A 21,567-nucleotide genomic window follows, 5' to 3' on the forward strand; every position below is an offset into this window, starting at 1 on the left:
CTAGAAATCCGCGCGCCTGGCGCAACGCGGACGTGGCGGAACTGGTAGACGCAAGGGACTTAAAATCCCTCGATGGCAACGTCGTGTGGGTTCGAGTCCCACCGCCCGCACCAGCCTTCGCTCGCTTCGCGAGCTACGGCTTGGCAAGCCCGGCAACTTCTTCGTCAGCGATGGCTGCCCGCCGGCATCAATCAAACCCCAGTCCGATCCGCCGCTCCTTCTTCCACATCACCCGGCAGCTGTGGCGCTCGGCGTCGATGGCGAGGACGAAGCGATCGGGAAACCACAGCGGCGAGTTGACCTCGATGCAAGCGCCTTGAGGCGAGAGATTGCGGACCGTGCAGGGGATCGCCTCGCTGCCGAATTCGATCGCCCCCGACTTGAGGACGCGCCGACGCGAGCCGGCACGCCGCTCGTCGGTTGGCATTGGCTGGTGCGCGTTGGCTGGTGCGAGCCTGGTGGGGTCGTCGGCCATGAACCGGTCGGGGGTACGTACACAGACTGTCACGTTACGGCGCAATACTGACGAGAACCTTAAGGCGCGTCCAGCAGAGCTGGCATGCCAATGCTGTGGCCAAACCGCCTGCGCAGGCACATGCGGTATTGCGATGCTCGCATCACCTCATCGTGTTGTCCGATTGTGGCGGGGTTCACACGCCGCGATCGCCACGGGGTGTAGCCTTCGCGCATTGGAAATTCCGGCCGCGCATGTCGTGGCCGCGGCATTTCGACATCAATTTTGCCCGGAGATCGGCGATGGCGATTGCAAAGGCGCGCGATCATGGCGCCTCCAATCTCGAACACGGTGACGACGCGGCCCATTGCAGCAACGGGCTCAATGTACAGCAATTCCGTGACGCAACGCCCGACGAGCGCGCGATCTACCGGCGATGGATTCGCGGCGTGATCATGGTGTACGGATTGCTGGCACTTGCCGCGGGGGCCGCAGTCTGGATCAACGGCGCCGGCACCGGGCAGACGCAGCTCACCAGCTTGTCCAGTCCGAGCGGCGTGAGATCAGGCCACGCCAATTAGCTGTCGCAAAGAAAAATGGCCGGGACGAGCCCCGGCCATTTGTTTTGCGTCGAGCCGAGGCTTACTCGGACTTGTCGATGTTCCAGAAGATCGGCGTTGCCGGGCCGTCGAGCACGCCGGTCAGCGACTTCCGCCAGGCGCTCGGTCCCTGATACTGGCCGAGCGGAATGTAGATGACCTGCTCGTAGGCTTCCTTCTGAATATCGGCCGCGATCTTCTTCTGCTCGTCGAGCGAAGACGCGCGAACGAAGGCATCCTTCAGCTTCTCGATCTTGGCGTCCTCGGCCCAGCCGAACCAGCCGCCATTCTTGCCCTGCCCGCCAATCGAGAGATTGGCGATCGGGTTGGAGACGTCGGCGCTGACCCAGTTGGTGAAGAACATGTTCCAGCCGCCCTCCTTCGGCGGCTTCTGGCTGGCGCGGCGGGTCACGACAGTCTGCCAGTCGGTCGCTTGCAGGTCGACTTTGAAGCCGGCGTCGCGCAGCTGCTGGGCGACGACAATCGGCTGCGCCTTGAGCGTGGTGACGTCGCCGGGCGCCATGATGACGACGGGCGTGCCGTCATAGCCCGACTCGGCGAGCGCCTTCTTGGCCGCCGCCATGTCGCCGCCCTTCAACAACGTCTCGCCGCCGACATCGGTCGCGAACGGAGTATCACAGATGAAGAACGCGACGCAGGTCTTGTAATATTTGGGATTGCCGATCAGCGCGTCGAGCACCTGCTTCTGGTTGATCGCCAACAGTGCCGCCTGGCGAACCTTGATGTTGTCGAAGGGCGGGTAGAGGAAGTTCATGCGGCCCAGCGTCTGGAAACCGGCCTTGTTCAGCGTATCGATCTTGATGTCCTTGTCGGCTTCCAGGACCGATAGCGTGTCAAGCGACGGGTTCTCCAGGAAATCAATATCGCCGGACTGCAGCGCATTCATCGCGGTCTGGGCGTCGGCCATCGTGACCCACTCGACGCGGTCGACCTTCACCACCTTGCCGCCCGCGGTCCAGCTTGCCGGCTCCTTACGCGGCACGTAATCCTTGTTCTTGACGTAGACCGCCTTCACGCCCGGCTGGAATTCAGCCTGCACGAACTTGAAAGGGCCCGAACCGATCTGCTCCGGAATCGGCTTGTCCGGCGGCGTTTCGGCCAGCCGCTTCGGCATCATGAACGCGACGCGCGACGACGGCTTGCCGATCGACTCCAGCACGAGGCCGTAGGGTTCCTTCAGCTTCAGCGTGATCGTCTTTGCGTCGGTGGCTTCGATGCTCGCCGTGAAGTCCATCAGCTTCTGGCCCATGCCGTCGACCTTGGCCCAGCGCTTCAGCGAAGCGACGCAGTCTTCGGCCGTCACCGGCGCTCCATCGTGCCACTTCAGGCCGTCGCGCAGCGTGAACGTGTAGGTGAGCTTGTCGTCGGAGACCTTCCAGTCCGCCATCTGCGGCTGGATCTTGAAGTTGGCATCCGTCGCCAGCAGCGTGTCGTAGATCATGTAGCCGTGGTCGCGCGTGATATAGGCTGTGGTTAGAATCGGATCGATGACGCGCAGGTCCGAATGCATCACCGCGGTGATGGTCTTGTCCGCGGCCATCGCCTGCGGCGCAAACGACAATTCCTGCGGTGCGAATGACAGCGCAAGCGCCGACAACGCAGCCGCGAGCGTGCGGCGTTTCCAACGCGAGATAGGGAACATGCAAATCTCTCCTGACGTGTAACTGGTCAAAGCCGGCTTATTCGTTATGCATGCGGTCCGTTATTTAGGCGAACTAACATGCTGTATGGCTTGTGAAATCGAGACTTGCACCAAGCGCCAAGCGCGTCAATCGGTTTCGATCCGGATCGGACGTACACAAACGAATGAGGCCGCGGGCCGGATTTTGGCTTTACAAAATCGTCGGCGGAGATTTTCGTGAGCGCCGCGCGATGCCGGCGCCGTCAGAACAACAAGAGAGAACAACGATGAACCCCGCCAATCTCCCCTTTGACTCCGAAGCGATGCTGCAGGGCCTGCGCAGCTGGGTGGAATGCGAGAGCCCGACCTGGGACGCGGCTGCGGTCGAGCGCATGCTCGATCTCGCCGCGCGCGAGATGGCGGTCATGGGTGCGACGATCGAACGCATCGCCGGACGCCAGGGCTTTGCCGGCTGCGTCCGCGCCCGCTTTCCGCATCCGAAGCAGGGTCAGCCCGGCATCCTGATATCAGGCCATCTCGACACCGTGCACCCGGTCGGCACCATTGAGAAGCTCAAATGGCGCCGCGAAGGCAACAAATGCTTCGGGCCCGGCATCTTCGACATGAAGGGCGGCAACTATCTGTCGATCGAGGCCATCAGGCAATTGGCCCGCGCGTCCTTCACGACGCCGTTGCCGATCACCGTGCTGTTCACACCCGATGAAGAGGTCGGCACACCGTCGACGCGCGACATCATCGAGGCGGAAGCCGCGCGCAACAAATATGTGCTGGTGCCGGAGCCCGGCCGGCCGAACAACGGTGTCGTCACCGGCCGCTACGCGATCGCGCGCTTCAATCTGGAAGCCACCGGCAAGCCGAGCCATGCCGGCGCGACGCTGTCCTCCGGCCGCTCCGCGATCCGCGAAATGGCCCGTCAAATCATCGCCATCGACGGCATGACCACCGAGGACTGCACCTTCTCGGTCGGCATCGTGCATGGCGGCCAGTGGGTCAATTGCGTCGCCACGACCTGCACCGGCGAAGCGCTCAGCATGGCCAAGCGGCAGGCCGATCTCGATCGCGGCGTCGAACGCATGCTGGCGCTGTCCGGCACCGCCAACGACGTAACCTTCAAGGTGACGCGCGGCGTCACGCGCCCGGTGTGGGAGCCGGATGCCGGCACCATGGCTCTATACGAAAAGGCAAAGGGCCTTGCGGCCGGGATGGGCCTCGATCTTCCGCACGGCAGCGCCGGCGGTGGATCGGACGGCAACTTCACCGGTGCGATGGGCATCCCCACGCTCGATGGTCTCGGCGTTCGCGGCGCCGATGCACATACGCTCAACGAGCATATCGAGGTCGACAGCCTGGCCGAGCGCGGCCGCCTGATGGCGGCGCTGCTGGCGACGCTGGACTGATTGCACTGCACAACACGTTGGCACTGCCGGATCGAAATTTAGCCTTGTCCAATTTTAAGGCTTCGCCTACGGTCCGGCCGTCCAACGCGACGATGCGGGAGAGATCGAGGCGACAACATTCGTGTTGTCAGCTTCGGCGCCGATGGAGCAACCGCCCCGGAAACTCTCAGGCAAAAGGACTGTATCGTCAGGACGATCTGGAGAGAGACGGACATGGCCGCAGATCAAGGGCCGTGACGTCCACCGAAGGGGATAGTTCGCGTCCGGGCCCCGGCCCGGTGCGGATCAAGCTCTCAGGTACCGTGACAGATGGGGCGTCGAAACACCCGGTTTCACCGGTGGTTCGGCGACTCTAACAACACGGGAGCCTGAAGACCATCATGCCTCACATTGCGATCATTGGCGCCGGCATCACCGGCGTGACGACGGCCTATGCCCTGCTCGAACGCGGCTACAAGGTGACTGTGCTCGACAGGCACCGCTACGCCGCGATGGAAACCTCGTTCGCCAACGGCGGACAGCTATCCGCCAGCAACGCCGAAGTCTGGAACAGCGCGGCGACCATTCTCAAGGGGCTGCGCTGGATGCTGAGAAGCGACGCGCCGCTGCTGATGAACCCGAAGCCGAGCTGGCACAAATATTCCTGGATCGGCGAGTTCGTCGGTGGCATCGCGCGCTATCGCAGCAACACCATCGAGACCACGCGACTCGCCATCGAAGCGCGCAAGCATCTGTTCTCGATCGCCGAGCGCGAGAACATCGCCTTCGATCTCGAACGCCGCGGCATCCTGCACGTCTATCACGACAAGGCCGGCTTCGAGGCGGGCCTCAAGGTCAACACCTTGCTGCAGCAAGGCGGGCTCGACCGCCGGCCGGTGACGGCGGACGAGATACGCAGCATCGAGCCCGCGCTGCAGACGGCCTGCTATGGCGGCTTCTTCACGCCGTCGGACGCCACAGGCGATATCCACAAATTCACGCGCGGCCTTGCTGACGCCTGCGCTCGCCGCGGCGCGAGCTTCATCCATGAAGCCGACGTCGACACGATCGCGCGCGGCGACAACGGCTTCCGCATCGGCTGGAACGAAACCGCGTCGCACGATGGCGAGCACCCGACGCGACACGCGTTGCAGGCGGACGGCATCGTCATCTGCGCCGGCGTGGCGAGCCGCCGCTTCGCGGGCCTGCTCAACGACCGCGTCAACGTCTATCCGGTCAAGGGCTATTCGATCACGGTGCAGCTCGATGCGCCGCAAAGCCGGGACGCCGCGCCGACCGTCAGTCTGCTCGACGAAGCCGCCAAGATCGTCACCAGCCGGCTCGGCGTCGACCGCTTCCGCGTCGCCGGCACCGCCGAGTTCAACGGCTTCAACCGCGATATCAGGGCCGACCGCATCCAGCCGCTGGTGGATTGGGTGCGCCATCATTTCCCCGGGGTCGATACGTCGAAAGTCGTACCGTGGGCGGCCCTGCGCCCGATGATGCCGAACATGATGCCGGTGGTGCGCGCGGGACGGATTCCGGGCGTGTTCTACAACACCGGCCACGGTCATCTCGGCTGGACCCTGTCGGCCGCGACGGCGCAGATGGTCGCAGGCGCGATCGACGATTGGCGCGACCTCGATACCCCGCCGATGGCGCCGGCGTTCGGTGCCGGGCTTGACGGCGTGGCTTCCAGCGCGCGCAAGGCTGAAATCAATCCACCGTCCAGTGGACTGCTTCGAACGTCATCGGAGGACTAATCGCACCGACAGGACTGATTAGCTGCATCGCAAAAACCGCAGCGCCGATGGCACGGGACTTGCTCAACTTCTACCCCGTGTTGGCTACCATCTGTGCTACGGTCCGGTGTGCAACAGTCCCGCTGGGGACTTCATCGACCACAACCCAACGGATCCAATTTGCTCGGATATCTGCTTCGCCGCATCCTCGCCGCCATTCCCGTGATGGGCGTGGTGGCCCTGTTCGTGTTCCTGTTGCTGCGGTTGACGCCGGGTGACCCCGCCGCCATCCTCGCCGGCGACAATGCGACACCGGAACAGCTCGAACGCATCCGCACTTCGCTCGGCCTCAATGAGCCGATCTACATCCAGTTCTACACCTGGGTCGCGAAGCTCCTGCATGGCGATCTCGGCGTCTCGCTGATCTCGAACAAGCCGATCCTGGAGATGATTGCTCCGCGGCTCGAGCCGTCGATCTCTGTCGCGCTCGCCACCATCGTCCTCTCGATCCTGGTGGCGGTGCCGCTCGGCGTGATCGCGGCGTGGAAGCACGGCACCTGGATCGACCGCTGCGTGATGGGGCTGTCGGTGCTCGGTTTCTCGGTGCCGGTGTTCGTGATCGGCTATGTGCTGATCCAGGTGTTCGCGATCGATCTGCGCTGGGTCCCGGTGCAAGGCTTCAAGAGCATCTCGGCCGGCTTCGGTCCGTTCTTCGAGCGCATCATCCTGCCGACCTGCACCCTCTCCTTCATCTATGTCGCGCTGATCGCGCGCATGACGCGGGCCTCGATGCTCGATGTGCTCGGCGAAGATTACGTGCGCACCGCGCGCGCCAAGGGTATCGGCGAGACCGGCGTGCTGCTGCGCCATGCGCTGCGCAACGCCGCGGTCCCGGTCATCACCGTGATCGGCTCCGGCTTCGCGCTCTTGATCTCCGGCGTCGTCGTCACCGAGAGCGTGTTCAACCTGCCCGGCATCGGCCGTCTCACCGTCGACGCGGTGCTGGCGCGCGACTATCCGGTGATCCAGGCGATGATCCTGTTGACGTCGGGCATCTATGTCGCAGTCAATCTCTTGATCGACGTCGCCTACACCCTGCTCGATCCTCGTATCCGGTACTGAGCAATGGCGATCGAAACCCTTCCCGAAGCCTCGATTCCCGTCACCCGGCCGTTCCGCGTCAAGTTCGGCTTCCTGACCTCGACGCCGATCATCGCGGTTGCGACGATCTGCCTTGCCCTCATCATCCTGATGGCGATCTTCGCGCCGCTCCTTGCGCCGCATGATCCGCTGCTGCTGACGCCGGCGCAGCGGCTGAAGCCGTCGAGCGCGCAATATCTGCTCGGCACCGATGCCTATGGACGCGACCTGCTGTCGCGCATCATCTACGGCGCACGGATCTCGCTGGTGATCGGGCTCGGCGCCGCGGTCTGCTCGATCGTCGTCGGGCTCCTGATCGGCCTGGTCGCCGGCTTCTTCCGCTGGGTCGATGCGGTGATGATGCGCGTGATGGACGGCCTGATGGCGATCCCCGCCATCCTGCTTGCGATCGCCGTGGTGTCGCTGTCCGGCGCCAGCATCTGGACCGTGATGGTCGCGATCACCATCCCCGAGATCCCGCGGGTGGCGCGGCTGGTGCGCTCGGTGGTGCTGACCGCACGCGAGGAGCCCTATGTCGAGGCCGCGATCTCGCTCGGCTCCAGCCTGCCCAAGATCATGTGGCGGCATCTGATGCCGAACACGATCGCGCCGCTGATCGTGCAAGGCACCTATGTCTGCGCATCCGCGATCCTGACCGAGGCGATCCTGTCGTTCCTCGGCGCCGGCATCTCGCCGGAAACCCCGACCTGGGGCAACATCATGGCCGAGGGCCGCGCCTTCTTCCAGGTCAAGCCGTCGCTGATCTTCTGGCCGGGGCTGCTGCTCTCGATCGCCATTCTCAGCATCAACCTGATCGGCGATGCCGCCCGCGACGCGCTCGATCCCCGCATGAAGCAGCGTGAGGGCAAGTGACGGCTTCAGCGCTTCTGAAGCCGTCATTCCGGGGCGATGCGAAGCGTCGAACCTCAGATGCGCAGTGCGCATCGGGGAATCTCGAGATTCCGGGTCTGGTGCTGGCGCACCATCCCGGAATGACATTGGATAGTTCCCGCTGCTTCGCTCCTCGCAGCCGCGCCAAGAGAGCCTGACATGACCAACGTCGTCCTCGACATCAACAACCTCGTCGTCGGCCTCGGCCGCAAGGCGGATGCGCACCGCATCATCGACGACCTCTCGCTAAGGGTGCACGAGGGCGAGACGCTGTGCCTGGTCGGCGAAAGCGGCTCGGGCAAGTCGGTGACCTCCCTGACCACGATGGGCCTGTTGCAGAAGGGCACGCTGGTGCCGTCGGGCGGCAGCGTCAAACTGGTCGGCGAGGAGCTGCTGACCGCCACCGACCGGCGGCTGCGCCAGTTGCGCGCCACGCGGATGGCGATGATCTTCCAGGAGCCGATGACCGCGCTCAATCCTGTCGTGCCGGTCGGACGCCAGATCGACGAGGTGCTGCGCGCTCATACCGATCTCGACGCCCGCGCGCGGCGCCAGAAGATTTTGGCAATGATGGAGCATGTGCGGCTGCCGGACGTGCAGCGCATCTTCTCCTCCTACCCTCACCGCCTCTCCGGCGGTCAGCGCCAGCGCATCATGATCGCGATGGCGCTGGTTCTGGAACCGAAGCTCCTGATCGCCGACGAGCCGACCACGGCACTCGACGTTACTACCCAGAAGCAGATCCTCACGCTGATCCGCGACCTGCAACGCGATCACGGCACCGCTGTTCTGTTCATCACCCACGACATGGGCGTGGTGGCGGAGATCGCCGACCGCGTCGCGGTGATGCGCCACGGAAGGCTGGTCGAGACCGGCCCGCTGCAGGAGGTGCTGCGCACGCCGAAGATGGAGTACACCCGCAACCTCCTGTCCTCGGTGCCGAGCCTCGTGCCGCGTGCGCCACGCCCCGACACGAAAGAGCCGGTGGTGCTGGAAGCCAACGAGCTCAGCAAGGTCTACCGGGAGCGCTCGCTGTACGGCAAGGCCCGCGAGGTCGCCGCCGCCAGCAACGTCACGCTGACGCTGCGCAAGGGCCGCACGCTCGGCATCGTCGGCGAAAGCGGCTCCGGAAAATCCACGGTGGCGCGCTGCATCGTCCGCCTGATCGACCCGACCTCGGGCGGCGTGCGGCTTGCCGGCCGCGAGATCTCCGAGCTGTCGCGGCGGCTGTTGCAGCCGCATCGCCAGAAGATCCAGATCATCTTCCAGGACCCCTACCGCTCGCTCAATCCGCGCGTCACCGTCGGCGAGAGCATCGCGGAGGGCCCGATCAATTACGGCATGCCGCGCAAGGATGCGCTGGCACGGGCCCGCGAGCTGCTCGAGCTGGTCCATTTGCCGCCCGACGCGATCTCGCGCTACCCGCACCAGTTCTCCGGCGGCCAGCGCCAGCGCATCGCGATCGCACGTGCGCTGGCGCTCGATCCCGACGTGCTGGTGGCGGACGAAGCGGTGTCCGCACTCGACGTCTCCGTGCAGGCGCAGGTTCTGGAGCTGCTCGACGAAATCCAGCGGCGGCTGGGCATCGCGCTGCTGTTCATCACGCATGATTTGCGCGTCGCCGCCCAGATCTGCGACGACGTCGCCGTGATGCAGCGTGGCCGCGTCGTGGAACAGGGACCGGCCGCGGAGGTGCTGACCAATCCGCAGCAGGCCTATACCCGCGCGCTGCTCGATGCGGCGCCGGGCCGCGGCTGGGATTTTGCGAACTTCCGTCCCGTTTCGGAAGCCATTGTGGCAACGGCCTAGGTCTGTAATTGTCCCGTAGCCCGGATGGAGCCAACGGGTCGCGCGAACGCGCGCCCGATGACAGGCTCCGCGAAATCCGGGGCGATCGATCCGGCGCGCAGGTCCCCCGATTGCGCTTCGCTTCATCCGGGCTACCACGGCGCTCCGCTCGCAATGACGGACTGCGCTGAGGGCATGCAAATCCGGCAGTGCTCCGCGGCTTGCGCTTGGCGCGACGACACGCTTAACGTCGCGCGCGAGAGCATGACCTGGAAGGTGGGCACTGGTTTTCCCGAAAGATCGCGCTCCAACCAACGAGACCGGATCGTGGTGCGAACCATTCCAGTCGCACCTTGATCGAAGAAACGTATCGAGACCAACTTGATGACCCGCATTGCCGTTGGCGGCTTCCTGCACGAGACCAACACCTTCGCACCGACGAAGGCAACCTATGACGACTTCGTGCATGGCGGCGGCTGGCCGTCGATGACGCGCGGCGCCGAGGTGCTCAAGGTGATGCGCAACATCAATGCCGGCCTCGCCGGCTTTGTCGAGGCGGCGGAAGCCAATGGCTGGGAGCTGGTGCCGACGATTGCGACCGGCGCGACCCCGTCGGCACATGTGACGAAGGATGCCTTCGAGCGGATCGTCAAGGACATGGTCGACGGCATCGTCGCTGCCGGGCCGATCGATGGCGTCTATCTCGACCTGCACGGCGCCATGGTGACCGAGCACTATGACGACGGCGAAGGCGAAATCCTCGCCCGCGTGCGCAAGGCGATCGGCAAGGACGTTCCGCTGGTTGCGAGCCTCGATCTGCATGCGAACGTCTCGCCCGAGATGATCGAACGTGCCGATGCACTGATCGCCTACCGCACCTATCCGCATGTCGACATGGCCGACACCGGCCGCGCCTGCGCCAGGCATTTGGCCCTGTTGCTCAAATCCGGGCAACGTCTCGCCAAGGCGTTCCGGCAGCTGCCGTTCCTGATCGCGATCAGCTGGCAATGCACCAACGACCAGCCGGCCAAGAGCATCTACCAGAAGCTTGCGGCGCTCGAGAGCGACGCGGTTCCGACGCTGTCGTTTGCGTTCGGCTTCCCGGCCGCCGATATCAGGGACTGCGGCCCGAGCGTATTCGCCTATGGCCGGACCCAGGCCGATGCCGACGCCGCCGCCGACAGCATCGCCGCACTGGTCGAAAGCCACGAGAACGATTTCGACGGCCCGATCCATACGCCCGACGAGGGCGTGCGGCTGGCGATGAAGCTCGCGGCATCGGCGTCGAAGCCGATCGTGATCGCCGATACCCAGGACAATCCCGGCGCCGGCGGCAATTCCGACACCACGGGCATGCTGCGTGCGCTGGTGCGCAACGGAGCAAGTGCCGCCACCGGCGTGATCTGTGACCCGCAATCGGCGCGCGCGGCGCACGCGGCCGGCGTCGGTGCGACGGTCACGCTCGATCTCGGCGGCAAGTCCGGTATTCCCGGCGATGCGCCTTACCGCGAGACCTTCCTCGTCGAGAAGCTTTCCGACGGCCGGTTCGTCGCGCCGGGGCCATTCTACGGCGGCCGCGACATGGATATGGGACCTTCGGCCTGCCTGCGGATCGGTGACGTGCGCGTGGTGGTCGGCTCCTACAAGGCGCAGCTTGCGGACCAGGCGATGTACCGCTATGTCGGCATCGAGCCGACCGCGCAGAAGATCCTGGTCAACAAGAGCTCGGTGCATTTCCGCGCCGATTTCGAGCCGATCGCCGAAAAGCTGCTGATCTGCGCCGCGCCCGGGCCGATGCCCGCCGATCCCGTCACGCTGCCGTGGAAACATTTGCGGCCCGGCATTCGTATCAAGCCTAACGGCCCGACTTTCACACCCGCCTCCCCATCACGCACAAACGGATAGAGATCATGCCGACCATTGAGCGCATCGACAGTTTTGCCGACGAACTCACCGCCATCAGACGGGATCTGCATGCGCATCCCGAGATCGGCTTCGAGGAGGTGCGGACGTCGGGCATCGTCGCCGACAAGCTGACGAGCTGGGGCATCGAGGTGCATCGCGGCCTCGGCGGCACCGGCGTGGTCGGCGTGCTCAAGGGCAAGGGCAACAGCACCAAGAAGATCGGCCTGCGCGCCGACATGGACGCGCTGCCGATGGAGGAGAACACCAATCTCAAGTGGCGCTCGACCATTCCCGGCCGCTTCCATGGCTGCGGCCATGACGGCCACACCACGATGCTGCTCGGCTCGGCGCGTTATCTCGCCGAGACCCGCAATTTCGACGGCACCGTGCACTTCATCTTCCAGCCGGCCGAGGAAGGCCTCGGCGGCGCGCGCGCCATGATCAAGGACGGCCTGTTCAAGCAGTTCCCCTGCGACGAGGTCTACGGCCTGCACAACGCGCCCGACCTCAACCATGGCGAGATCGCGATCCTGCCGGGCCCGGCGATGGCCGCAGCCGACTTCTTCGACATTAGGATCCAGGGCTATGGCGCCCATGGCGCGATGCCGGAGCGCTCCAAGGACGCGGTGGTGATCGCCATGACGCTCGGACAGGCGTTGCAGTCGATCGTCAGCCGCAACGTCGATCCGCTGCAGGCTGCGGTGCTGTCGATCACCCAGATCCATTCCGGTTCGGCCTACAACGTCATTCCCGGCGACGCCTGGATGTGCGGCACGGTGCGCTGCTTCTCCGAGGAGATCCGCGCGCTGATCCGCAAGCGCATGCGCGAGATCGCTGCCGGCTTTGCCGCCGCGTATGGCGCCGAGATCTCGGTCGAGATCCGCGACGGCTTCAGCGTGCTGGTCAATCAGGAAGAGCAGTCCCGCGTGGTCGAGGACGTCGCGCGAACTGTGGTTGATCCGGCCAAGGTGATCACCCGCTCGACGCCCAAGATGGGCAGCGAGGATTTCGCAGACATGATGCAGGCTGTTCCCGGTGCGTATTTCTGGGTCGGCCACGATGGTTCAGTGCCCGTGCACAATCCCGGTTACGTTCTCGACGACAAGATCCTGCCGATCGGCGCCAGCATGTTCGCGCGCATCATCGAGAAACGCATGCCGGTAGGTGCGCATGCATAAGCCGAAAGCGGACGCCATCACATCGCTGCACGATCTCTCCGCCGTCGACCTGCTCGCCGGCTATCGTGCCAAGCAGTTCTCGCCCTCCGAGGTGCTGGAGGAAATCATCTCCCAGGTCGCGACCTGGGAGCCGCACATCAAGGCGCTCTACCTGTACGACCCGGATGGAGCGCGCAAAGTCGCCAAGGCGTCGACCGAGCGCTGGCAGCAGGCCGAGCCGGCCGGCACGCTCGACGGCGTGCCCGTCACCATCAAGGACAACGTCGCGACCAAGGGCCAGCCGGTGCCGCTGGGTGCTGCGAGCGTCAAGCTCACGCCTGCGGAAAAGGATGCGCCACCCGCCGCGCGGTTGCGCGAAGCCGGCAGCGTGATCTTCTCCAAGACCACGATGCCGGATTACGGCATGCTGTCGTCCGGGCTGTCGTCGTTCCATCCCCTCACGCGCAATCCCTGGGATGTCAGCAAGAACCCCGGCGGTTCGAGCGCCGGCGCGGGCGCGGCCGGCGCTGCCGGCTACGGGCCGCTGCATCTCGGCACCGACATCGGCGGCTCGGTGCGGCTGCCGGCCTGCTGGTGCGGCCTCGTCGCGCTGAAGCCGAGCCTCGGCCGCGTGCCGATCGACCCGCCCTATGTCGGCCGCGTCGCCGGGCCGATGACCCGCACCGTCGACGACGCCGCGCTGATGATGAGCGTGCTGTCGCGCCCCGATCGCCGCGACGGCATGAGCCTGCCGGCGCTGGAAGTGAACTGGAAGGCGCTGGAGAAGTCGCCGCGCAAGCTGCGTATCGGGCTGATGCTCGATGCCGGATCCGGTCAGAAGGTCGAGAAGGAAGTCCGCGAAGTCGTGGTCAAGGCAGCGAAGGCGTTCGAATCCGCCGGCGCCGTGATCACCGAGATCGACGGCGTCCTGACGCCCGAGATGCTCGAAGGCCTCGATAATTTCTGGCGGGCGCGGACCTGGGACGAGCTGTCGAAATTGTCCGAGGCCGAGCGCGGCAAGACCCTGCCCTACATCCTCAACTGGGCCGACGCCGGCGCCAAACTCTCCGGCGTCGATGTGGTGCGCGGCTTCAACCAGACGATGGCGATCCGCGCGGCCGCCGCAAAACTGTTCTGTGAGGTCGACTACGTGATCTCACCGGTGTCGCCGGTGGTGAACTTCCCGGCGGAGTTCGCAGCGCCACTCAACGACCCCGCGAAGCCGTTCGAGCACATCTGCTTTACCGTGCCGTGGAATATGTCGGAAAATCCGGCGCTGTCGATCAACGCCGGCTACGACAAGAAGAGCTTTCCGATCGGCGTCCAGATCATCGGCCGCCGCTTCGACGACATCGGCGTGCTCGGCATGGGCAAGGCGTTCGAAGGCCTGCGCGGCCCGCAGAAGCCGTGGCCCGCGCCACCGAAGAAGTAGCGCCTCAACGCAAGTGCGGATGCGCGGAGCCAGCCTCGCGCATCCGACTTCTTCACAAGGGATGATTGCCGGGTTAACTGAATGGAGACGCGCGCCAGCGCCGTTCATTCAAGAAAACCGAGAGGAAATCATCCCCATGGCGTATGAGACGATCAAGTACGAGATCGCCGAGCAGATCCTGACCATCACGCTGAACCGGCCCGACAAGCTCAACGCCTTCAACGCCACGATGCAGCAGGAGCTGATCGACGCGTTCGACAAGGCCGACAGGGATGACGACGTCAGAGCGATCATCGTGACCGGCGAAGGCCGCGGCTTCTGCGCCGGCGCGGATCTCTCCTCCGGCGCCAACACGTTCGACCGCGATGCGCGACGCGGTCCGGTCAAGCGCAACGCCGACGGCAGCGTCGACTACAGCGATCCGCAGGTCCGTGACGGCGGCGGCCAGGTGACGCTGCGCATCTTCAAATGCCTGAAGCCTGTCATCGCCGCGGTGAACGGCCCGGCGGTCGGCATCGGTGTCACCATGCAGCTCGCGATGGATATCCGCATTGCCTCCGAAGCCGCGCGCTTCGGCTTCGTGTTCTCCCAGCGCGGCATCGTGCCGGAGGCCGCTTCGAGCTGGTTCCTGCCGCGCATCGTCGGCATCTCGCAGGCGTTGGAGTGGTGCTATTCGGGCCGCGTGTTCCCGGCGCAGGAAGCGCTCGCCGGCCGGCTGGTCAGCAAGGTGGTGCCGCCGGACGAGCTGCTGCCGACCGCGCGCGCGCTCGCCAAGGAGTTCGCGGCCAAGACCGCGCCGGTTTCGGTGGCGCTGATCCGCCAGATGATGTGGCGCATGATGGGCGCCGACGATCCGATGGAAGCGCACAAGGTCGACAGCCGCGGCATCTATGCCCGCGGCCGCTCCGAGGACGTCAAGGAAGGCGTGGTGTCGTTCCTGGAAAAGCGCCCGGCGCAGTTCAAGAACAAGGTCTCGTCCGACATGCCGGACTATTTCCCATGGTGGCAGGAGCGCGACTATAAGTGAGCGAACGGCGTCACGCGGCGTCACCATCTGACGGCGTCGTCCTGCTGCACGGCATCAGCAGGACGGCGCGTTCGTTTCGCAGGATGGAGCTGGCACTCAACGACGCCGGCTTCGCCACCCTCAATCTCGACTATGACAGCCGGCGCAAGCCGCTCGATGCGCTGGCCGAGGACATCCACCCGCCGCTCGATCGCTTCGCGCGGAACCTCGATGGCGCCGTGCATGTCGTCTGCCATTCGATGGGTGGCCTTCTGGCCCGCGTCTATCTGGCACGGCATCGCCCCACGCGGCTCGGCCGCGTCGTGATGCTGGGCACACCGAACGGCGGCAGCGAGATCGCAGACCGCCTGAAGAACCTCGCCCCCTATCGCGCCTTCTTCGGCCCGGCCGGCCAGCAGCTCGTCACCCGCCGCGATGCCGCGACCAGCGCACTGCTGCCGCCGATCGATTATGAGGCCGGCATCATCGCCGGCAACCGCTCGGTCTATCCGATCACGTCGATCGGCCTGCCGCGGCCGCATGACGGAAGGGTGTCGGTCACCAACACCAGGCTCGACGGCATGGCCGATCACATCGTGATCCGCACCTCGCACCCCTGGCTGGTGCGCAACCACGAGGCGATCGCGCAGACGATTGCCTTCTTGCGAGACGGGACGTTCGCAAGGATGCGCTGATCAGGCGGCCCTGATGCTGCCGATGAAGCTCTCGACGTGGCCCCGCATCCGCGCCGACTGGCGCGACAGGTCCTGGGAAGCCTCAAGCACCTGGCCCGCAGCCGCTCCCGATTCTTCCGCCGCGCCTGTGACTGCGCCGATATTGGCCGAGATGTCGCCGGTGCCCTTGGCCGCATGCTGAACATTGCGCGCGATCTCCTGGGTCGCCGCGCCCTGCTCTTCGACGGCGCTGGCGATCGACGAGGCGATCTCGTTGATCTCGTCGATCGTGACCGTCATGCTCCGGATCGCGGTCACGACGTCGCCTGACGTCGCCTGGATCGCGCCGATCTGCGCCCGGATATCGTCGGTCGCCTTCGCGGTCTGTTCTGCTAGCGTCTTGACTTCAGCGGCGACAACGGCAAAGCCGCGGCCGGCGTCACCGGCGCGGGCCGCCTCGATGGTGGCATTGAGCGCCAGCAGATTGGTCTGGCTCGCGATCTCGCTGATCAGCTTGACGACGTCGCCGATTTTCTCCGCCGCGGCGGACAGCCCCTGCACCGTCTCATTGGTGCGCCGCCCGTCGGCTGCGGCACGCTGCGCGATCTGCGCCGACTGCGTCACCTGCCGCCCGATCTCGCCGACCGAGCCCGACAACTGCTCGGTTGCAGCAGCGACCGTCTGCATGTTGCTGGACGCTGCCTGCGTCGCGCCGGCAACATTGGCGGCCTGCTCGCTGGTCTCGCCGGCGCTGCGGCTCATCAGCGCAGCCGTCGCCTCGAGCTGGGCCGACGCCGATATCACCGCGTCGATGACCGTACCGATGTCATCGTGGAACCGGTTGGTGAGGTCGTCGACGCGCGCAACGCGGGCCGCGCGCTGGTTGGCGGCCTCACTATCCTTCGCGGCGAGCTCGGCGGAGCGGATCATGCTTTCCTTGAAGAACCGTACCGCGCGCGCCATCACGCCGATCTCGTCGCCGCGATCGGTGGCGTCGACCTCGAGATCGAGATGTCCTTCCGCCAGCCCGGTCATGTTGCCGGCCAGCGTGTTGATCGGCACAGTGATGCTGCGTGCCATCGCCAGCACGGCGAGCGATCCGGCAAGCAGCGCCAGCAGCATCATTCCGGCGACAACGCCGAGGCTCATGGTCGCCTCTGTCTTCTTGTCGGCCATCAGGCGCGACAATTCGACGGCAAGGCCGTCCTCGACCGTCTTGAGCATATCGATCCGGACGGTGGCGGCGTCGAACCAGGATTTGCTGTCGAGCGACTTTAAGTCGCCCGCGAGCCCGCCTTGCTCCACCGTCTTGCGCATGGCATTGAATGTATCGATGGCGCCGCCCGACAGCGTTCGGGTGAACAGCTCTCGCGCCTCCCGCGACGCGACGGCGCGGAACGCACTGAAGAAACTCTCCTGGGCCGCCGCAAGTCCAACCGCGCGGACGTAGAGCTGCGGCTCGAAGTGGCCGGCAGCGATGCCGCCGGCGACGGCAGCACGCTCCTGCCCGGCGCGCTCCTTGCCTTCGATCAGATTGGCATAGGCGGCGATAGATTTCGAAATCTCGCCGTCGCCGCTGAGCTTCGCAATGCCGGTGATCACCGTGATCAGCCGGCCGATCGTATCGGTCAAGTAACCGACCGCCGCCGGTGGCGTGATCGCGAGCCCATCGATGTCGGTGCGGCGTTGGCCGAGCTGACCGATGGCATCTTGCGCCGCCTGCGCGGCCGCGGCCAGATCCCCGGTTCCCGACTGTTTGAGATCCACGAGCGCTGACTCGGCGGTCGTCCGCTCCGCATCGGTGCGCTTGCGCTGCTCACCAAGCTCGCCGCGCATCTGCGCGCCTTTGCTGCCGAGATAGGCCGACGACAGGCCGCGCTCGCGCTGCAGCTCGTGCACCAACCGGCTGAGCCTGCCGACGCCCTCGGCGATCGGCTGCATCCGGGCGATGTCTGAACGAACCGACCATTTCGCCGAGATGTCGTAGATTGCCAGCGCCGCAAACGCGATCAGCGGCAGCAAGGCGGAGAACGCAATGCGATAGAGTATCCTGGTGTTCTTCAACATGATTCAACCCCCGGTTGGATCATGCCTACAACCGATTGGTAAAAAAGCCCTGCGGCGGCGCCGCCGAAGTTTTTGGCAGGCGCTGCGCAGAACGCGTGCAAAAGACGTAGTTCTACCGAGTGATCAGCGCCACCCGCCCGATCGCCTTGCGTTCAATCAACAGCCGCATCGCTTTCGCGTAGTCCTCCAGCGGCAGCCGGTGTGAGATATTTGGCCGCACCCGGCCGGCCTCGGCCCATTCGCTCAGCGCCTTGAACCTGACCTCGCCGAGCGCCGGATCCTTGCGCACCGCCTCGCCGGCGCGAACGCCGAGCACGCTCGCGCTCTTGATCATCAACAGATTGGTGCGGGCGAGACCGATGCCGCCGGTGAAGCCGACGACGAGAATCCGCGCGCCCCAGTTGATGCAGCGCATCGAGTTCTCGAACACCTCGCCGCCGACCGGATCGAACACGACATCGGCGCCGCGGCCGTCGGTGAGGCGCTTGACCGCATCACGGAACGGCTCGCGCGCATAGAGCACGAGATGATCCGCGCCACGTTGTTTCGCGATCGCAAGCTTCTCCTCGCTGGAGGCCGCCGCGATCACGGTGGGCGCCGAGCAGCTTGCCGATCTCGACCGCGGCAAGTCCGACGCCGCCGCCGGCGCCATGCACCAGCAGCACCTCGCCCGGCTTGATCTGCCCGCGATCGATCAGCGCATGATATGCGGTGCCGTGCGCGGCAAGAAAGGTCGCGCCTTCCGCATAGTCGAAGGTCGACGGCACCGGCACGAGTTGCGACGGCACCGCGACAGTCTCGTCGCAATAGGCGCCGAACCGCATCTTGACGATCACCCTGTCGCCGACGGAGACACCGGATGCCCCATTGACCTCGACGACATCGCCGGCGGCTTCCGAGCCCGGCGTGAAGGGCAGCGGCGGCTTGAGCTGGTACTCGCCGGCTGCCATCAGAATGTCGGGAAAATTGATCCCGGCGGCACGGATCGCAACGCGGACCTGTCCCGGCTGCAACGGCACCGATGCAGAGGTCTCGATCTGAAGGCGCTCAGGCGAGCCGAGTTCACGGCAAACAACGGCTTTCGGCATCAGGCGGCTCGCGCCTTGAGACGAGCCAGCGCCTCGCGGATCAGCGGCAGGCGGTCGTTGCCGAAATACATGTCGGTCTTGTCGAGATAGATCGTCGGCGAGCCGAAGCCGCCGCGCGCCATCACCTCCTCGGTATTGGCCTTGAGCTGATCCTTGATCGCCTGGTCGCCGATGCCGGCGAAGAACTGCGCCGGGTCGATCCCGAGCCTGGTGCAGATCTCGCTCAGCACCGCATCCTGCGAGATGTCCTTGTCATCGCCCCAATAGGCCTCGAACACCGCGCGCGCGAACGGCACCATCTTCGCGTTGCCGAGAAGGATGCAGCCGCGCATCGCCTTGACGCTGTTCACCGGAAACACCGTCGGCGGCATCTTGATCGCAAGACCGGCCGAGCGCGCCCAGTCGGCGAGATCCTTCTTCATGTAGCGCGCCTTCAGCGGCACCGGCTTTTCGCGCTGGGCGTAAACCGACGGATTGACGGTGTTGAAGATGCCGCCGACCAGGATCGGTCGCCAGGTGATATCAGCATCGAACTCCTTCGCGAGCGGCTGGATGTTGTGCCAGGCGAGATAGGTCCACGGGCTGGAACAGTCGAAGAAGAATTCGATCATGGCGTTTCCTTTTGATTTCATTCTCAATCTCGTCATTCCGGGGCGCGACGAAGTCGCGAGCCCGGAATCCACTTATCCAAGGAATGTGTAGCCAAATGGATTCCGGGCTCGCGCCAAAGGCGCGCCCCGGAATGACACTCAACTATTTTTTCTCGACAAGCTCCTTGGCACGCTGGCCGAACATGTTCTTGCGGGATTCCTCGTCGAACGGCTCCTTGACGAATTTTCCGATCGCAAGCCCTGCCTGCACCTGCGGCCTGGCGCGCACAACCGCGTACCACCGCTTGATGTTCGGGTAGTCGTCGAGGGTAAAACCCTGCGCCTTGTGGGTCATGGTCCAGGGGAAGCAGGCGATATCGGCGATCGAATAACCGTCGCCGGCGATATAGGCGCCGGTCTTGCCGAGCTGACGGTCGAGCACGCCATAGAGCCGCGCCGTCTCGTCGCGGTAGCGCTCGATCGCATAGGGAATCTTCTCGGCCGCATAGAGCGCGAAATGGCCGTGCTGGCCGAGCATCGGCCCGAGACCGCCCATCTGCCACATCACCCATTGGATGACGTTCGACCGCGCACGCAGCTCCCTGGACAGGAAGCGGCCGGTCTTGTCGGCGAGATAGATCAGGATCGCGCCGGTCTCGAACACCGAGAACGGCCCGCCGCCGTCGGCCGGCTGATGGTCGACGATCGCGGGGATGCGGTTGTTCGGACTGATCGCCAGGAATTCGGGCCGAAACTGCTCCCCGGCGCGGATGTTCACCGGGATCACCTGATAGGGCAGCCCCAGTTCCTCCAGCATGATCGAGATCTTCCAGCCATTCGGCGTCGGCGCGTAGTGCAGGTCGATCATCGGCGTCCCTATTCCCATCACAAAGACTTTTGTTGTTCTGTACCTCCACTCTAGGACATGGCACACAGGCGCTCAATCAGAACCCGTCGGGAGGCACCCATGCTGTTTCCAACCACGATCGCAGGCTCGCTGCCGAAGCCGGAATGGCTCGCCGAGCCGAACATGCTGTGGGCACCGTGGAAGTCGGAGGGCGCCGAGCTCGCCCGCGCCAAGCGCGACGCCACGGTGCTTGCGGTCAAGCTGCAGGAGGATGCCGGCGTCGACATCGTCACCGAGGGCGAGCAGGCGCGCCAGCACTTCGTGCACGGCTTTCTGGAGCGGATCGAGGGCATCGATTTTGCCCACAAGGTCGAGATGGGCATCCGCAAGGACCGCTATAAGGCAATGGTCCCGCAGGTGGTCGCGCCGTTGCAGCTCAAGGGCCGCGTCCATGAGGGCGAGGCGCGCGCGGCGCGCGCCCACACCAGGAACAGGCTGAAATTCACCCTGCCCGGCCCGATGACGATCATCGATACCATCGCCGACAAATATTACGGCGACCGCGTCAAGATGGCGTTCGCCTTTGCCGAGTTGTTGAATCAAGAGGCAAAAGCGTTGGAGGCCGACGGCGTCGACATGATCCAGTTCGACGAGCCTGCGTTCAACGTCTACATGGACGAGGTGCGCGACTGGGGCATCAAGGCGCTGGAGCGCGCCGCCGAGGGGCTCACTTGCGCGACCGCCGTGCACATCTGCTACGGCTACGGCATCAAGGCCAACACCGACTGGAAGCAGACGCTCGGCGGCGAGTGGCGGCAGTACGAGGAGACCTTTCCGGTCATCGACAAGAGCACGATCCAGCAGGTCGCGATCGAATGCCGCAATTCGAAGGTGCCGATCGAGCTGCTCGCCGCCCTCCCCGGCAAGATCGTGCAGGCCGGCGTGATCGACGTCGCCAGCGACGAGGTCGAAACCGCAGAAGACGTCGTCAAGGTGATCGAGGCAGTCGCCAAGCACGTGCCGAAGCAGAACATCATCGCCACCACTAATTGCGGCATGGCGCCGATGCGGCGGGATATCGCCGAAGCCAAGCTGGTCGCGCTGGGTGCCGGCGCGAATCTGGCGCGGCAGCGGCTGGCGTAAGCACA

The 21,567-nt window shown here is 65.1% G+C and carries 17 protein-coding genes, 1 tRNA gene, 1 pseudogene and 2 riboswitches; of the genes and pseudogenes, 13 read left to right on the forward strand and 6 right to left on the reverse strand.

Annotated features, from left to right (window positions below):
- Positions 1-26 precede the first annotated feature (26 nt).
- Positions 27-113: transfer RNA gene (locus ACVMB0_RS31150), tRNA-Leu, on the forward strand.
- A gap of 74 nt (positions 114-187) precedes the next feature.
- On the opposite strand, the gene ACVMB0_RS31155 is transcribed toward ACVMB0_RS31150, so the two are convergent.
- Entirely contained in the window at positions 188-475 is a 288-nt protein-coding gene (locus tag ACVMB0_RS31155; RefSeq protein WP_461348663.1) for a PilZ domain-containing protein, read from the reverse strand.
- 281 nt (positions 476-756) lie between these two features.
- Here ACVMB0_RS31155 and ACVMB0_RS31160 point away from each other — a divergent pair, with 281 nt between their 5' ends.
- Positions 757-1,035 carry a hypothetical protein gene (locus tag ACVMB0_RS31160; protein ID WP_456754021.1) on the forward strand — a complete coding sequence of 93 codons (279 nt, stop codon included), beginning with the start codon at positions 757-759 and terminating at the stop codon, positions 1,033-1,035.
- A 61-nt stretch (positions 1,036-1,096) separates the two neighbouring features.
- Here the strand turns inward: ACVMB0_RS31160 and ACVMB0_RS31165 are convergent, their stop codons facing one another.
- Entirely contained in the window at positions 1,097-2,716 is a 1,620-nt protein-coding gene (locus ACVMB0_RS31165) for an ABC transporter substrate-binding protein (RefSeq protein WP_461348664.1), read from the reverse strand.
- A gap of 266 nt (positions 2,717-2,982) precedes the next feature.
- Here ACVMB0_RS31165 and ACVMB0_RS31170 point away from each other — a divergent pair, with 266 nt between their 5' ends.
- The 10 genes from ACVMB0_RS31170 (at position 2,983) to ACVMB0_RS31215 (ending at position 15,848) form a co-directional block, all read left to right on the forward strand.
- Positions 2,983-4,113 carry a M20/M25/M40 family metallo-hydrolase gene (locus ACVMB0_RS31170; RefSeq protein WP_456754019.1) on the forward strand — a complete coding sequence of 377 codons (1,131 nt, stop codon included), beginning with the start codon at positions 2,983-2,985 and terminating at the stop codon, positions 4,111-4,113.
- A gap of 85 nt (positions 4,114-4,198) precedes the next feature.
- A riboswitch (glycine riboswitch) is annotated at positions 4,199-4,305 on the forward strand.
- Positions 4,306-4,308: 3 nt separating this feature from the next.
- Positions 4,309-4,424: riboswitch (glycine riboswitch) on the forward strand.
- 69 nt (positions 4,425-4,493) lie between these two features.
- Positions 4,494-5,855 carry a D-amino acid dehydrogenase gene (locus tag ACVMB0_RS31175; RefSeq protein ID WP_461348665.1) on the forward strand — a complete coding sequence of 454 codons (1,362 nt, stop codon included), beginning with the start codon at positions 4,494-4,496 and terminating at the stop codon, positions 5,853-5,855.
- A 159-nt stretch (positions 5,856-6,014) separates the two neighbouring features.
- Positions 6,015-6,956 carry an ABC transporter permease gene (locus ACVMB0_RS31180; protein WP_461348666.1) on the forward strand — a complete coding sequence of 314 codons (942 nt, stop codon included), beginning with the start codon at positions 6,015-6,017 and terminating at the stop codon, positions 6,954-6,956.
- 3 nt (positions 6,957-6,959) lie between these two features.
- Positions 6,960-7,847, forward strand: a complete 888-nt coding sequence (locus ACVMB0_RS31185) for an ABC transporter permease (RefSeq protein ID WP_461348667.1) — start codon at positions 6,960-6,962, stop codon at positions 7,845-7,847.
- A gap of 177 nt (positions 7,848-8,024) precedes the next feature.
- Positions 8,025-9,674, forward strand: coding sequence for an ABC transporter ATP-binding protein (locus ACVMB0_RS31190; protein ID WP_461348668.1), 1,650 nt, complete (start codon positions 8,025-8,027; stop codon positions 9,672-9,674).
- Positions 9,675-10,037: 363 nt separating this feature from the next.
- Positions 10,038-11,558, forward strand: a complete 1,521-nt coding sequence (locus ACVMB0_RS31195; RefSeq protein WP_461348669.1) for a M81 family metallopeptidase — start codon at positions 10,038-10,040, stop codon at positions 11,556-11,558.
- A 5-nt stretch (positions 11,559-11,563) separates the two neighbouring features.
- Positions 11,564-12,736, forward strand: a complete 1,173-nt coding sequence (locus tag ACVMB0_RS31200) for a M20 aminoacylase family protein (protein ID WP_461348670.1) — start codon at positions 11,564-11,566, stop codon at positions 12,734-12,736.
- The gene (locus tag ACVMB0_RS31205) at positions 12,729-14,147 is read left to right on the forward strand and encodes an amidase (RefSeq protein WP_461348671.1); all 1,419 of its coding nucleotides are present in this window, start codon (positions 12,729-12,731) and stop codon (positions 14,145-14,147) included. The genes ACVMB0_RS31200 and ACVMB0_RS31205 overlap by 8 nt, the downstream gene beginning before the upstream one ends.
- 136 nt (positions 14,148-14,283) lie before the next feature.
- On the forward strand, positions 14,284-15,174 hold the full coding sequence (locus ACVMB0_RS31210) for a crotonase/enoyl-CoA hydratase family protein (RefSeq protein WP_461348672.1): 891 nt from the start codon (positions 14,284-14,286) through the stop codon (positions 15,172-15,174).
- Positions 15,171-15,848 carry an alpha/beta hydrolase gene (locus ACVMB0_RS31215; protein ID WP_461348673.1) on the forward strand — a complete coding sequence of 226 codons (678 nt, stop codon included), beginning with the start codon at positions 15,171-15,173 and terminating at the stop codon, positions 15,846-15,848. The genes ACVMB0_RS31210 and ACVMB0_RS31215 overlap by 4 nt, the downstream gene beginning before the upstream one ends.
- Here ACVMB0_RS31215 and ACVMB0_RS31220 read toward each other — a convergent pair whose 3' ends face one another.
- The 4 genes and pseudogenes from ACVMB0_RS31220 to ACVMB0_RS31235 all read right to left on the reverse strand — a co-directional run bounded on the left by ACVMB0_RS31220 (position 15,849) and on the right by ACVMB0_RS31235 (position 20,440).
- Positions 15,849-17,894 (reverse strand): methyl-accepting chemotaxis protein, encoded by a 2,046-nt coding sequence (locus ACVMB0_RS31220; RefSeq protein ID WP_461348674.1) that lies wholly within the window; start codon positions 17,892-17,894, stop codon positions 15,849-15,851. It lies immediately after the preceding gene.
- A gap of 112 nt (positions 17,895-18,006) precedes the next feature.
- A pseudogene (locus tag ACVMB0_RS31225) lies at positions 18,007-18,982 on the reverse strand (NADPH:quinone oxidoreductase family protein).
- A complete protein-coding gene (locus tag ACVMB0_RS31230) occupies positions 18,982-19,593 on the reverse strand; it encodes a DsbA family protein (protein ID WP_461349744.1) in 612 nt (203 codons plus the stop codon). Before ACVMB0_RS31230 ends, ACVMB0_RS31225 begins: the two are co-directional and overlap by 1 nt.
- A 142-nt stretch (positions 19,594-19,735) precedes the next feature.
- Positions 19,736-20,440, reverse strand: a complete 705-nt coding sequence (locus tag ACVMB0_RS31235; RefSeq protein WP_461348675.1) for a glutathione binding-like protein — start codon at positions 20,438-20,440, stop codon at positions 19,736-19,738.
- A gap of 99 nt (positions 20,441-20,539) precedes the next feature.
- Between ACVMB0_RS31235 and ACVMB0_RS31240 the strand changes: the two genes are divergently transcribed.
- Positions 20,540-21,562 carry a methionine synthase gene (locus ACVMB0_RS31240; RefSeq protein ID WP_461348676.1) on the forward strand — a complete coding sequence of 341 codons (1,023 nt, stop codon included), beginning with the start codon at positions 20,540-20,542 and terminating at the stop codon, positions 21,560-21,562.
- The last annotated feature ends 5 nt before the right edge of the window (positions 21,563-21,567 follow it).

The sequence above is a fragment of the Bradyrhizobium sp. USDA 4451 genome (assembly GCF_054822585.1).

Coding starts and splice junctions, on each gene's coding strand:
- ACVMB0_RS31155 (WP_461348663.1), bottom strand. CDS start 475: ATGGCCGACGACCCCACCAGGCTCGCACCAGCCAACGCGCACCAGCCA.
- ACVMB0_RS31160 (WP_456754021.1), top strand. CDS start 757: ATGGCGATTGCAAAGGCGCGCGATCATGGCGCCTCCAATCTCGAACAC.
- ACVMB0_RS31165 (WP_461348664.1), bottom strand. CDS start 2,716: ATGTTCCCTATCTCGCGTTGGAAACGCCGCACGCTCGCGGCTGCGTTG.
- ACVMB0_RS31170 (WP_456754019.1), top strand. CDS start 2,983: ATGAACCCCGCCAATCTCCCCTTTGACTCCGAAGCGATGCTGCAGGGC.
- ACVMB0_RS31175 (WP_461348665.1), top strand. CDS start 4,494: ATGCCTCACATTGCGATCATTGGCGCCGGCATCACCGGCGTGACGACG.
- ACVMB0_RS31185 (WP_461348667.1), top strand. CDS start 6,960: ATGGCGATCGAAACCCTTCCCGAAGCCTCGATTCCCGTCACCCGGCCG.
- ACVMB0_RS31190 (WP_461348668.1), top strand. CDS start 8,025: ATGACCAACGTCGTCCTCGACATCAACAACCTCGTCGTCGGCCTCGGC.
- ACVMB0_RS31195 (WP_461348669.1), top strand. CDS start 10,038: ATGACCCGCATTGCCGTTGGCGGCTTCCTGCACGAGACCAACACCTTC.
- ACVMB0_RS31200 (WP_461348670.1), top strand. CDS start 11,564: ATGCCGACCATTGAGCGCATCGACAGTTTTGCCGACGAACTCACCGCC.
- ACVMB0_RS31205 (WP_461348671.1), top strand. CDS start 12,729: ATGCATAAGCCGAAAGCGGACGCCATCACATCGCTGCACGATCTCTCC.
- ACVMB0_RS31210 (WP_461348672.1), top strand. CDS start 14,284: ATGGCGTATGAGACGATCAAGTACGAGATCGCCGAGCAGATCCTGACC.
- ACVMB0_RS31220 (WP_461348674.1), bottom strand. CDS start 17,894: ATGTTGAAGAACACCAGGATACTCTATCGCATTGCGTTCTCCGCCTTG.
- ACVMB0_RS31230 (WP_461349744.1), bottom strand. CDS start 19,593: ATGATCGAATTCTTCTTCGACTGTTCCAGCCCGTGGACCTATCTCGCC.
- ACVMB0_RS31235 (WP_461348675.1), bottom strand. CDS start 20,440: ATGATCGACCTGCACTACGCGCCGACGCCGAATGGCTGGAAGATCTCG.
- ACVMB0_RS31240 (WP_461348676.1), top strand. CDS start 20,540: ATGCTGTTTCCAACCACGATCGCAGGCTCGCTGCCGAAGCCGGAATGG.